Source organism: Spartinivicinus ruber (genome assembly GCF_011009015.1).
GTDB lineage: Bacteria > Pseudomonadota > Gammaproteobacteria > Pseudomonadales > Zooshikellaceae > Spartinivicinus > Spartinivicinus ruber.
In genome coordinates this window covers 3,287,244-3,300,441 of record NZ_CP048878.1, presented here as the reverse complement: position 1 = coordinate 3,300,441, position 13,198 = coordinate 3,287,244, and the positions used below count along the sequence as shown (strand labels likewise).

12 protein-coding genes are annotated in these 13,198 nt (G+C 40.3%); 11 read left to right on the top strand and 1 reads right to left on the bottom strand.

Going from position 1 to position 13,198, the window contains the following annotated elements; translation table 11 throughout:
• Positions 1-300 precede the first annotated feature (300 nt).
• From yidD to G4Y78_RS15255, 3 genes are all read left to right on the top strand, one after another.
• A complete protein-coding gene (gene yidD / locus G4Y78_RS15265) occupies positions 301-669 on the top strand; it encodes a membrane protein insertion efficiency factor YidD (protein WP_163833841.1) in 369 nt (122 codons plus the stop codon).
• A gap of 206 nt (positions 670-875) precedes the next feature.
• Positions 876-1,922, top strand: a complete 1,047-nt coding sequence (locus tag G4Y78_RS15260) for an ABC transporter substrate-binding protein (protein ID WP_163833840.1) — start codon at positions 876-878, stop codon at positions 1,920-1,922.
• Positions 1,923-2,027: 105 nt separating this feature from the next.
• Entirely contained in the window at positions 2,028-2,573 is a 546-nt protein-coding gene (locus G4Y78_RS15255; protein WP_163833839.1) for a substrate-binding periplasmic protein, read from the top strand.
• Between the two features lie 212 nt (positions 2,574-2,785).
• Here the strand turns inward: G4Y78_RS15255 and G4Y78_RS15250 are convergent, their stop codons facing one another.
• A complete protein-coding gene (locus G4Y78_RS15250; protein WP_222937505.1) occupies positions 2,786-3,601 on the bottom strand; it encodes a c-type cytochrome in 816 nt (271 codons plus the stop codon).
• A 518-nt stretch (positions 3,602-4,119) separates the two neighbouring features.
• Between G4Y78_RS15250 and G4Y78_RS15245 the strand changes: the two genes are divergently transcribed.
• The 8 genes from G4Y78_RS15245 to G4Y78_RS15210 all read left to right on the top strand — a co-directional run bounded on the left by G4Y78_RS15245 (position 4,120) and on the right by G4Y78_RS15210 (position 13,001).
• Positions 4,120-4,824, top strand: a complete 705-nt coding sequence (locus tag G4Y78_RS15245; RefSeq protein WP_163836488.1) for a substrate-binding periplasmic protein — start codon at positions 4,120-4,122, stop codon at positions 4,822-4,824.
• A gap of 368 nt (positions 4,825-5,192) precedes the next feature.
• A complete protein-coding gene (dhbC, locus tag G4Y78_RS15240; RefSeq protein ID WP_163833838.1) occupies positions 5,193-6,449 on the top strand; it encodes an isochorismate synthase DhbC in 1,257 nt (418 codons plus the stop codon).
• A 5-nt stretch (positions 6,450-6,454) separates the two neighbouring features.
• Positions 6,455-8,098 carry a (2,3-dihydroxybenzoyl)adenylate synthase gene (locus G4Y78_RS15235; protein ID WP_163833837.1) on the top strand — a complete coding sequence of 548 codons (1,644 nt, stop codon included), beginning with the start codon at positions 6,455-6,457 and terminating at the stop codon, positions 8,096-8,098.
• Between the two features lie 20 nt (positions 8,099-8,118).
• Positions 8,119-8,991, top strand: coding sequence for an isochorismatase family protein (locus tag G4Y78_RS15230; RefSeq protein ID WP_163833836.1), 873 nt, complete (start codon positions 8,119-8,121; stop codon positions 8,989-8,991).
• A 9-nt stretch (positions 8,992-9,000) separates the two neighbouring features.
• Positions 9,001-10,008 carry an ABC transporter substrate-binding protein gene (locus tag G4Y78_RS15225; RefSeq protein WP_163833835.1) on the top strand — a complete coding sequence of 336 codons (1,008 nt, stop codon included), beginning with the start codon at positions 9,001-9,003 and terminating at the stop codon, positions 10,006-10,008.
• A 3-nt stretch (positions 10,009-10,011) separates the two neighbouring features.
• Positions 10,012-11,070 (top strand): FecCD family ABC transporter permease, encoded by a 1,059-nt coding sequence (locus G4Y78_RS15220; RefSeq protein ID WP_163833834.1) that lies wholly within the window; start codon positions 10,012-10,014, stop codon positions 11,068-11,070.
• Positions 11,071-11,073: 3 nt separating this feature from the next.
• A complete protein-coding gene (locus tag G4Y78_RS15215) occupies positions 11,074-12,147 on the top strand; it encodes a FecCD family ABC transporter permease (RefSeq protein WP_163833833.1) in 1,074 nt (357 codons plus the stop codon).
• Positions 12,148-12,227: 80 nt separating this feature from the next.
• Complete coding sequence (locus G4Y78_RS15210; protein WP_163833832.1) at positions 12,228-13,001, top strand: ABC transporter ATP-binding protein; 774 nt, start codon at positions 12,228-12,230, stop codon at positions 12,999-13,001.
• Positions 13,002-13,198: the final 197 nt, after the last annotated feature.

The following is a 13,198-nucleotide window of genomic DNA, read 5'->3' as shown; positions in this document are numbered from 1 at the left end:
TATTTTGTTTTATTTATTATTTATATACCCCTCTCTACCCCCAATATATTAAGAAGGGTATCAACCAGTGTAGACACTATACGGCGGGTGTTGAAAATTTACTGGTTATATGGCGGTTATTAATTGTGGCTTAGAAATTCATTCATATGTTGGTTATTTTGGATGCTTAAGTAAGGCATTAAAGCGCTTGATACCTATCAGTCAAAAATGGGATATTTATGGAGCCTTGTTATAGTCTGACTCAAGTATTAGCCTAAAAATGATAAGCAGGGCCAAAATCATGTAATAGAAGGGCTACTAATGAAGTGGTTACTGATTGGATTAATTCGCTGCTATCAGCGCTGGATTTCGCCTTATAAAGGATTTAGCTGTGCTCACGCTGTTTATCACCAAGGTCGTAGTTGCTCGGCAGAAGCCATTTATTTGTTGGAGCAATATGGCATGGTTGTGGGATACCAACGACTAGTCCAGCGTTTTCAAGCTTGTCGCCGAGCTTATCAACAATTGATTACAGAAGATCCCGAGCAAAATGACCAGCGGAGGAGAAGGAGGCGCAGAGATAAAGACAGCAATAAGTTTTGTGATAGCTGCGATTGTTTGGATATTGTTGATTGTAAACCAGAACTGCCCTGTGACATATCGCCTTGTGATATAGGACCTTGCCACTGATTTTGACAGAACTTTTGTACTTGGACAGGTACTAGTATCCCGCATAGTTCGGCATGTGCTTATTTATGAAATGTGTCTCAAAAGGTACATTGCCGCCCCTTGTTTCAGAATTTATTTATAAATAACAGTTGATGCTTCCACGATGGTAGTAATGGTAAGCGTGGTGTAAGCATCCAGACATTAGTTGTGCGGGATGGTGATAGACAATGAGTAGTAACAATCGGCTGCCAGCATGGTGGCAACAGTGGTTGACGGGGTTAATGTTAGTGCTAGCAACGTTAGTTGCGGCCAGTAGTATGGCGAAAGAAAATACGCAGTCTAGCCACAGAGTTGGCTTGCAGGCAAAGCAGGACGTAAAAAAAGTACTGATGCTGTTATGGCGGGGTGAAACGCAAGCCGATCAAGCATTTAAAACAAAGCTGGAAGATAATATGACCAGTATTCAATTCACCCAAATTGATGTCAATCAAGACCGTAAACAGCTGGCGAATACGTTACGCAAGCAAGTTTCATCATTTGATCAATATGATCTTATTTATGTATTTGGTACCACTGCCACTCGAACAGTCAGGCATTATACCCATGATAAGGTGCCATTATTATTCAATATGGTCTCAGACCCAGTGGGGTCAGATATTGTTGAAAAATTTGCAGAGCCACCAAAAGGATTAACTGGTGTTAGTGATGGGGTATCAGTGGCTTACCAAGTTCATGTGCTTCAGCAGTTAATCCCCTTTAAATCACTACTGGTGCCGTATAATCCTAAAGAGCGTAATGCTGCACTCTATGTCCAACAGCTAAAACCCATAGCGAACAGTCTAAATATTAAATTGAATATTGTGCGGGTATCAGACAAAGAGCCTATTTGGCAAGGTTTCTTAAAAAAACTGGCAAAAGGAGAGTGGCAAGCAGATGCTGTGTTAATTCCACAAAGCTCATTTTTGGTCAGCAAAACAGATACCATAAAGAGACTGGTCAGCAAGTATAAAATGCCAGTATTTACTGCATCTGCAAGTGGCATTAAATTAGGTGCACTCGCTTCAGTTGCTCCTAACTTAAGTCACTTAGGTGAGCTAGCGGCTGATAAAGCGATTGCTATTTTAAATGGTAAAGCAGCTGAGACCATCCCTATTGAGCGTATTGAACGGCCTGGCATTATTGTTAATAAAAAGGAATGGAAAAAACTGCGCAAACCAATACCGAAGTCATTGATGAAAAAATGCTACTTTGATAATGACGAGGTATGTAAATAACGTTTTATATCAGTAACTTTCATACCTCATAAAAAGGGCAAGGATGCCCTAATATTAACAATGAGCAAAGTGGTCAATTTGTTGCACTGATAGTGAGGGCGAATAATGCTACAAGAGATAGGCACTATCTTCGTGTTATTTGGAATAGCCCTCCAATCCTTTGCTAATTGCCAATTAAAAGTACGAGTCGCTGATTTTCCTCCCCAATATTATCAAAATGAAATGGGGCAGTGGCAAGGAATGTCCATCGAGTTGACCGAAGTGTTATTCAATGAAGTAAGTTGTACACCGGTCTATATTAAATCACCCTGGAAAAGGTCTTTTATTCTATTAAAGAGTGGAAAGCTTGATATGATGACAAATTTGTCAATAACAGAAGATCGGAAGGCTTTCCTTCACTTTATTGGGCCTCAACGTGACGAAACCATTGTTTTAGTCGTTCATAAAGACAGTCATTATCATATAAACTCACATGCTGATCTGGCAAAACTGCCACATAAAGTGGGGTTTGAAATAGGCGCATATTATGGCGAAATTTTTGATAACTTATTCAAGCAAGACCAAGCATTTGCCAGTCGGTTTGAGACAGTGCCTCATTCTGAACAAAATATTCATAAATTGCAGCTAAAAAGAATCGCTGGTTTTTGGTGATTTGTATTCAGTTAATTATCGTATAAAAATTGATCCACTTTATAGCCACGTTAAAATTCATCCCTTTGTTATCAATCAAAACTGGGTTTATTTTGGGCTAAGTAAACAGTCGGTATCAGAAGCACTATTTAATCAACTAGAAGAGCCTACCAAAAGGCCGCCTCGCAAAATAAATTTAAGCAGGTTTTATCACGTTATCGATAAGGGCGTTTTCAGTTCAGTCTGCTTTTGTATTGTAAATAATCAACAAGTGCATCTAGCTCTTGATCTGAAAGATCTAGATGATCAGGCATTTTAGAATAGCGAAACTTAGAAGGCTGTTTGATAAATGCTTTTATCATAGATTTTGAGCGATACTCTGTAATGCTTTGGGGGGCGTTTAAGTCAGGTCCAAATTTGCCACCTTGCTGGTTAATTGAGTGACATTGAAGGCAGCGGCCTTTAAACAGCTGGTAACCTTGATAAACAGTTGTACTACTAGTTACTCCTTGTGGGTAAACAGCCGGATACTGGTTTTCAAACTGAATAAGGCTGATTGATGCTAATTGCCAAGTCCAGGGAAATGCATATTCTGTTGTCTGTTGCTTGCCTGTCCATACCAGATAAAAAGGGCCAGGTGATACTTTGCTGTGGCCTACAGGTTCCCAGCCATTAGCATCAATATCAAAAAAGGTGAGATATCCCCCTTGTTCATATAATTTTGATACTTTACTGATGGCACTATAGCCATCGCTAGCAGTAAAAGTTGCATCAGAATATGCATGGTTTTTCCATTTGTCGCCAAATGCTAATTGTAATACATCTTGTATTTTAAAAGCTAAAAAGCGTTTGGTTTTGCCGTAGTGAGGGTCTTCAAATGATATTTTATGCGTTTTAAGTTGCGATTTTAACTCTTCCAGAGTGAATGTTTTAGGGGGCTGTTTTACTATTGAAAATTCAAGTTTGGCAATGCTAGCAAAAGTTTGATTGATAAGCAGTAAAGCCATAATAGCTAAATGACTTAACAAGCGTGTTAGTATTTTTTGCATATGATCATCCATAAATGGCGATTGTGGATGATTGTCCCTAGTATTTCATGCAGAAAATAAGATAACAACTTCTTATCCATTTATCCTCTGGCTAGTTGCCTTTTCTTGACATAAGGCCCACTATGTCTGTAAACAAGCGACTTGTCAGAAAATAAATAGCTTTGGAAGTCTGTTACCCAACTTTTTGCATGAGCCACTAGCGGAATTAATAATCCACTAATTAATAGAAGCGTGCTAATTGTGTGCAAAAATTACTGCTTAACTAACTACTTTTGCTTGATGAGTTCAGCAACTTATATGCCGGTTGCTCAAAGGCTTCTACTAATAGGTATAGATAGGCAAAGGTTTATTTTTTGTATAAAAACCTGACCTATTTAGCGACTACCTACTTTTGATTAATCGATCTATGCTAAAACTGATAGCATGGGATAAAGTATGTAGAAAATAATGAATCGTAGAAAAGTCTTAGCTGTGCTGATTGCCATAGTGGTGGGGGTAATTGGCCTGACTCAAAGTATATAGCTCAAGAGCTGGTCTTAGGTTTATTTGACAGCAAGCTAAAACCATATCGTTGGGCAGAGCAAGGTGTTGTTAAAGGGGCTGATCCGGATATAGTTAAAGAAGCTGCTATACGCATAAATGTAAAGATAAATATTCTGACAATGCCCTGGAAACGAATTTTACTTTTAATTAAAAATGGTAGTTTGCATGGAGCGATAGGTGGTTATAAAAATGCAGAAAGGCTTGCTTATGGCATTTATACCGAAGTCCCTTTGCACTACAGCTATTTTAGCATTTTTACGTTAAAAGGAGGAAAGCTATATTTTACTAAGATAAAGGATTTATATGGTAAACGAGTCGGAAGGTTAAGTGGCTATAATTTTAGTGATGAGTTTAACCTGGCAGTAGCACAGAACAACATTTTTCTGACGGATGCAAATAAACGACATCAGTTGTTCACAATGTTACAAACAAAAAGATTGGATGCTGTCATTGATGCACACTCACCAACGCAGATTGCACTTAAAGAACTGAAAATTGACACAATTATTGCGTTGCCAAAGCCTGTCACTCAGCCTAGAGGCTCTTATTTATGGTTTTCCAAGTCTGCGCAAATTTCACCCGACATTATTGAGCGCTTTAACCAAGCACTAAAAAAAATGCTGCAAGACGGTAAAATTGAGCAGATTACATTAGGGTATGGGTTTAGGTATAAGCCCTAAACAGACCTACAGGGCATATCTCATTAAACAGATACCCTAAGTTAGAATAAAGTATGAGAGTGGTGTAGCTGCAGTCCTTAAAGATTTAGCTTACTAACCTTCTAAAACTGTCTTACAGGGCAATATATTGTCTGATTGTCTGTCAGGTTGTGACGGTGTTTATAAAACCTAACTCACTGCTAATTTTTTATCTCTTACTCCAAAAGATAAAAAAGTGATGGCTCAACGGCTGTCTGAGACCTAAGTCGTATAGAGTAAAGTTAAAATATTATTGATAATTGTTATCATTTGCAATAATATCTACAAGATATCAGTTTTTATTGGTGGGCCCCGCTAGTAAATCGTCACGTCAATGAGAAGAGGTTCCCATGAAAAGTAATTGTTCAGAGTTAATCCCAACGGGTTCTGAACTGATCAGTCATTATGATGCTAATGACTTTTCATTTTTCTTTGGTACACCAAAACATGCTTTACTCGCTCGTGGTGTACAACAGATGTTAACTACAACAGAAGCTGCTGATGGGCTACCTGATGCGATTAAAACAATGCAAGCCAAAGCACGAGCAAAAGGCTACTTTAACCCTATTGTTGTAGGAGCTGTGCCTTTTGATACAAATAAAAGTGCACAATTGGTGATACCTGATTATGTAGAGCGAACAAGACAAGTGAAGTATGGCTCAATGAGTAAACCTAATAATAGTGTTACTCAAGCCACGAAAATAACAGAGATACCAGCAGCAGAAGCTTATAAAGCAGGGGTAAATAATGCGCTACATCAGTTTCGTACGACAGAATTAAATAAGGTTGTGTTATCCCGTTCATTACAAGTGATGGCACCTAGCCCCATTGATGTACAGCAGTTATTAACACAACTGGCTGCTGATAACGCAGCAGGTTATACTTTTGCTGTTAATTTGGCTGAAGCTCAGGCAATCACTAATAATGCATCTGTGTCCCATGGGCGAACACTCTTAGGTGCAAGCCCTGAGCTATTAGTTTCTCGATCAGGCTCGATGGTACAGTCTAATCCATTAGCAGGCTCAATTCCCCGAAGCAGTAACCCAAAAGAAGACCAGCAGCGAGCAGCCGCTTTGCTAGAGTCAGCGAAAGACCTTCATGAACATGCGGTGGTGGTTGATGCAGTGGCTGAAGCATTGCGCCCTTATTGTAAAATACTCGATGTACCTGCTAAACCATCAGTAATATCTACTGCTACCATGTGGCATCTTTCTACTTTTATTCAAGGTGAATTACTTGATCCTACCACTTCATCATTAACCCTGGCTCATGCACTACATCCTACACCTGCCGTATGTGGTTATCCTCCTGCGATGGCGAAGGAGGCTATAAAAACCATTGAGCCTTTTGATCGAGGTTTTTTTACTGGTATGTTGGGTTGGTGTGACAGTCATGGTGATGGTGAGTGGATTGTAACTATTCGTTGTGCTGAAGTGGCTGGTAGCGAAATGACATTATTTGCGGGTGCAGGCGTGGTTGAAGGTTCCTGTCCGGAAAGTGAGTGGAATGAGACAGGGGCGAAATTTCGTACGATGTTAAATGCTATTGGTATGGCACCACTTTCAGAAGTAAATAAATCAGCAACGAATCAGCTTGAGGCAAGTTAATGATAATGGCAGAACAAGTATTGCCAGCTAAATTTGATGAAGCTGATTGTCCCCGATGGCCACAAGCACTGGCTGATTATTATCGTCAAGCTGGTTATTGGCAGGGAATGACATTTGGTGACATGTTAAAAAGACAGGCGCGACAATTGCCTGATCATGAAGCGCTGGTTTCTGCCAATGATCGTTGGACTTATCAAGTTTTTGATCAAAAAGTCGATCAGTTAGTCAGAGGTTTTCATCAGTCAGGTATTGAAAACCGTGATGTGGTGGTTGTGCAGTTACCGAATATTAATGAATTTTTTGCTGTTTGTTTTGCTTTGTTTCGGTTGGGTGCTATTCCTGTCATGGCACTGCCAGCTCATCGCCGTCATGAAATCGGTTATTTTTGTCAGTTTACCCAAGCTAAAGCATATATTATTGCTGATAAACACTTGGGATTTGATTATCGCCAATTAGCCAGAGAGGTTCAGGCAGAAGTACCTTCACTCCTGCAAGTGATTGTGGTGGGCGATGCACAGGAATATACTTCATTAGCTGAGCTTTATCTTAAACCTGAAGCAAATGACGTTCTAGCAACACTAGCTAAACCTGGTTCAAATAGTACTGCTTTATTACAAGTCTCTGGTGGTACGACAGGGTTACCTAAGTTAATTCCTCGCACCCATGATGACTATTTATATAGTGTGAAAGTGAGTGCAGAGGTTTGTGCTTTGAGCACAGCAAGTAGTTATTTATGTTGTCTGCCTGTCGCTCATAATTTTCCCTTAAGCTCGCCAGGTACCATGGGTGTTTTTTATTCTGGTGGAAAAGTGGTATTAACGAAAGATACTACGCCTGAAACAGTTTTTTCACTTATTGAAAAAGAGCAAATAACGATTACTGCTGTGGTCCCTCCAATGGCCTTACTATGGTTGGAGGCAGTGAAAAATACTCCATTTGATTTATCCAGCTTACAGGTATTGCAAGTAGGCGGTGCAAAATTCAGTGCAGAAGCTGCTAAGCAAGTGAAACCTGTATTAGGTTGTCAGTTGCAGCAAGTGTTTGGTATGGCTGAAGGATTGGTTAATTATACCCGCTTAATTGATGACGACGATATTTGTATTCATACCCAAGGCAAACCGATGTCGCCAGCCGATGAAGTACGGGTGGTCGATGAAGAAGATAACCCAGTGCCGATTGGTCAAATAGGTCAATTACAAACCCGTGGCCCTTATACGATATGTGGTTACTATAAAGCCCCACAGCATAATGCTAAGGCATTTACAGCAGATGGCTTTTATTGCACGGGCGATGAGGTGAAATTAACTGAGTCAGGCTATTTAATTGTGGTTGGCCGAGTAAAAGACCAAATCAATCGCGGCGGAGAAAAAATTGCGGCAGAAGAAGTGGAAAACCATTTGCTGGCCCATCCGGCTATCCATGATGCTGCTTTAGTGGCTGTGCCTGATGAATCATTAGGCGAAGCCAGTTGTGCGTTTGTAATTTGTCCTGTTGATCAATCACCAAAAGTGATGGCATTAAAACGCTTTTTACGTGAGCGAGGGTTAGCGAATTATAAAATTCCAGATCTAATTGAATTTGTGGATGCTTTCCCCAAAACAGCAGTGGGCAAGGTTAATAAAAAAGCGTTACGAAACAGTTTAAATTAATAATAGGAAAACTTGAAGTTATGGCTATTCCTAAAATTGCAGCTTATCAATTACCAACTGCTGAGCTAATGCCAGAAAACCGGGTGGATTGGGAGTTTGATCCAGCAAGGGCCGTGTTGTTGGTGCATGATATGCAGCAATATTTTCTGAATTATTATGATTGTAATGCTGAGCCTATTCCAAGTGTTGTGGCCAATATCCAAACAATCAAACAACAGTTGAAGTCATTAGGCGTCCCTGTTATTTATTCTGCTCAGCCTGGTGACCAAACGCCAGAGCAGCGCGCCTTGTTGCAAGATTTTTGGGGTAAAGGGTTAGCCGCTGATCGTGCCGAAACCGATATTACTGATTTATTAATGCCAGAAGGTAATGATCAAGTGATTACCAAATGGCGCTATAGTGCTTTCCAACGTACTGACTTATTAAAAATGATGCAAGAACAACAGCGAGATCAGTTGGTGATCTGTGGTATTTATGCCCATATTGGTTGCTTGCTCACAGCAGCGGATGCTTTTATGAATGATATTAAAGCTTTTTTTGTCAGCGATGCGGTGGCAGATTTTACTCAGCAAGATCATATAATGGCTGTTAATTATGCTGCACAACGTTGTGCTAGGACTGTCACAACACAACAACTGTTGGCTGATGCTACTGAGCTAACAGCAAATATACCCACTGATAAGCAGCAACTAAAACAATTAATTGCAGGCTGGTTGAGTGTGGACAGCGATGAGCTGGAAGACGATGATAACTTAATTGAATGTGGGCTGGACTCTATTCGGGTAATGTCACTGCTAGAACAGTTTAAGGCAACTGGTAAAAATATCAGTTTTATTGAATTAGCAGAAAATCCAACGGTGGCTGGATGGGCTGGACTATTAATTAATGGCTGAATAATGATTATGGCAAAAAAACTGATCAATTGTCTTTTACTAATGGGGCTTGTTGTTTTAGCAGGCTGTCAGCCTGCAGAAGAATCGAATGATATACAGTCTGACCGTTCAAATGATAGTAATGAAACGACACAAGTTGTCTTACATAATCAGTCAGCGACTGATGAAGACTATCGCCAAGTAACGGATGCTACAGGTGCGGTTGTTGCTATTCCCAGTCAACCAAAGCGAGTGATTGTACTGAGTGAGTTTGACTTGGATAGTTTAATTGCACTGGGTATTCAGCCATTAGGGTCGACTGCAGGAAGAGGGCAAGCAACAGTACCCAGTTATTTAGCTGCACATATAGCTGATATTAGTATTGTTGGGCGATTAGGCTTACCAAGTTTAGATAAGCTTATTGAGTTGAAACCTGATTTAATTTTAGCGGGAGGCTTTATCGACCCTGTTGCGTTAAAACAGGTTCAAAAGATAGCGCCTACCATTATCACTCATAAAGTGGGTGAAAATTGGAAGCAGGCTTTCCAACGCACAGCAAGTATACTTGGTCAGAAACAAGCTGCAGATAATTTCTGGGCAAGATATCAAAAACGTGTAGAGCAGCTAAAAACATCCTTAGGGGAAAACGCCAATGCTGAAATCAGTGTCGTACGTTGGAACCCCACAGGTCCTGGATACATGTTAGGTGACTCATTTATTAGCTCAGTATTAAACGATGTGCAATTGAAACGACCTGTGGCGCAAAACCAGCCGGGGGCAGGTCATTCGCCATCCCTCAGTTTAGAAGCATTGGAACAAATTGATGGTGATTGGTTGTTTGTTGGTACCCTTGCGGAAAAAGGTAAAGCAGCGCAAGCTTTAGAGCACATTAAAACAACAGACGTTTTTAAAAAGTTAAAAGCCGTACAAAACAACCATGTAGTTAGCGTTGATGGTTCGTTATGGACGAGTGTTGGTGGTCCGTTGGCGGCAATGGCGGTGTTGGATGACTTAGCAAAAGTATTTAAGGATTCATAGGATTTGTTTGCTGTAAAACTAATTAAACAACATAATGAGCCTAATATTTGGCTCATTAGTTATTTGTTAATTGCTGTTCTTGCCATATTTTTGCTAATTTCCCTTACAACTGGTGCTGGTTATATCAGCGTTGGACAAAGCTTGGCTTACTTGCTTGGACAACCTGATGCCATTGCTGATAATAAATTAGCCTCAGTAATGGAGACCCTACGAATGCCTCGGACAATCGCAGCCATTATTATTGGGGGGTGTTTGGGAGTGGCTGGTACTTTAATGCAGACAGTGACTCGTAATCCGTTGGCTGAACCTGGCTTATTAGGGGTTAATGCTGGAGCTGCGTTAGGGGTTGTGATTGGTATTAGTTTTTTGGCGGCTGAAACAGGTTATGCCTATTTAGTTTGGGCAATACTTGGCGCCTTGGTAGGTAGTGGGATCATTCTCTGGGTGGCTAATCATGGTTCAGCTGTGGTGACGCCTGTTAAGTTAGTGCTGGCAGGCATTGCAATTAGCGCCACATTTCATGGTATTACTTCGTTTTTATTAATTAACAGCCAGGCGACTTATGATCAATATCGTTATTGGGTGTTGGGCTCTTTGGCGGGAGTTGACTTAAAGAGTATAAGTCAGGTGTCACCTTTTTTAGTGATTGGTTTAATTGCATCACTGATATTAACCAGGCCACTTGCCAGTTTAATGTTAGGGGATGATGTAGCTAAATCACTAGGACATAAGCCTGCATTAACCCGTTTCATTGTCACTATCACAGTTACTTTACTCGCTGGAGGCTCAGTGGCCTTGGCAGGGCCAATTAGTTTTTTAGGATTAATTGCACCGTTTTTGGCAAGAGCGATTACAGGACCAGCTTTATTTCATCAACTTATTTTGTCAGCGTTATTTGGTGCTTTAGTGGTGTTGATTGCTGATATTTGTGCCCGACTAATTGTCCAGCCATTTGAAGCATCCGTTGGGGTAATTTTGGCAATTATCGGGGCGCCTTTATTAATTGGTTTAACCCATAGTAGCCGCTTTAGTCAGCTTATCTTAAGTAAAACAGGGAGCTGATTCTTGACTGATTCGATGATTAAATTGGCTTTAACTAAACATCATGCAGATAGAGCGTTAGCTGTCAGGCTAAATAATGGTCGTTATTCATTGGTGTTTAATCGGCCAGTTATTCTACTAAGTGCAGGGTTAATAGTTTTACTGATTTTATCTGTGTTGGGTTCATTGTCCTTAGGCGCCACTATCTTAAATTTTCAAACCGTTTTTGATGCTTTATTAGGGCAGAGTACACAAAGTCAACAATTGCTGGTGAATGAATTTCGTTTACCAAGAGTAGTTGCGGGTTTAATTGCTGGGTTTGCTTTAGCTATCGCTGGCAGTCTTATTCAAAATGTGGTCAGAAACCGTTTGGCAACACCTGATGTACTGGGGATTAATGAAGGGGCCGCATTATTGATGTTAATCGTACTGGTTAGCAGTAATGTTGGGTTAATGGGACCTTGGTGGGTTGCACCTGTGGGAGCATTTGTATCAGGCATATTATTGTTAATAATAGCAAAAGGTCTGGGTACGCAAGGTTATCGCTTAATTTTGGTGGGATTGGCACTAACTTATTTGGTGCGTTCCATCAGTGAATTGATGCTGGCCCATATTAATTCATTACATGCCAGTGCGACTTATAGTTGGTCTGTGGGTAATTTAAATGGCCGAGGATATGAAGTCGCTGAACCTATTGCTATTGGTTTAGCTGTGTTGCTGCCTTTAGTCTTGATTATTTCACGGCAGCTAAAGATATTTCAATTAGGTGAAGAGTTAGCCAGTACCTTAGGGGTGAACATTTTTCAGACTCAACTTACAGCAATTTGCTTGGCTATTCTTTTTGCTGGTTTAGCTGTGGGTATTGGTGGGCCAATTGGTTTTGTCGCTATTGTCGCACCAGTGATTATTAGTAAAATTTTAGGCAGTACCCACTTGGCCATGATCAACACGGGATTATTGGGTGGTATTTTAGTGATTGTTGCGGATACCTTAGGGCGGTTTTTGGTAGCGCCTTTGGAAATACCTGTGGGTGTGTTAACCAGTATTTTAGGTGGGCCATTTTTGTTGTGGGTATTATTAAGTAATAAAAATACCTGAAGCCATTTTTCAAAAAAGTGAACCAGAAATAAACGAAAGCCAAAGTGAATGGGTTTCTGTAAAAGGGTATGAGGTAATTTGTGAGTTTAGTTGTAAATCACTTGACAGCAAGTTATGACCAGTTTTTAGCAGTTAATGATATTAGTCTTTCGGTGCAAACTGGAGAGGTTGCGGTTATTGTTGGGCCAAACGGTTGTGGTAAATCCACTTTATTTCGAAGTATTGCACGCTTGCATAAGCCTGATACTGGAGAAATATTAGTTAACCAACAAAATATTTGGCAATTAAAAGCCAACCAAGCAGCTAAACAACTGGCTTTATTACCTCAAGTGCCACAGGCTCCAGATGATATTACCGTGAGAGGGTTAGTGCAGTTTGGGCGACATCCACATCAGGGGCTGTTTCGTCAATGGTCTGCTCAAGATGAACAGGTTATAAGTCTGGTGTTGGATGTGACGGGAGTGACTGAATTAACAGGGCGGAAATTATCCCAGTTATCGGGTGGGCAACGTCAACGTTGTTGGCTGGCCATGGTATTAGCCCAGGAAACCCCATTAATATTATTGGATGAACCCACCAGTATGCTTGATCCAGGGCATCAACTGGAAGTATTACAGCTAGTACGACAGTTGGCACATAAGGGTAAAACATTTGTGTTAATTCTGCATGACTTAGTAGCTGCGGCTAAATATGCAGATTACTTAATTGCAATGCGAGACGGGAATATAATAGCATCGGGTAAGCCCAAAGATATTATTACAGCCCAACTGGTAAAACAATTGTACGATATAGATGCAGATATTTTACAGTCACCAGAAGATGGTAAACCAATTGTAGTTGCCAGAGCCAGCTAACAGTTTTAGTTTTGAGTAAATCAAGTACTGCCATTAAACAGAGCAATAGTTTTTAATATTTGTTTTATTAGTCAACAATAATAAAGGGCAACTCTACTATTTATTTAATTAAACATGCCCTAAAGCCTGATAAGTGAAATTTATTTACTGAATTTATTTGATATTAATGCCGACAGATATATAACAGTAGAAATTTG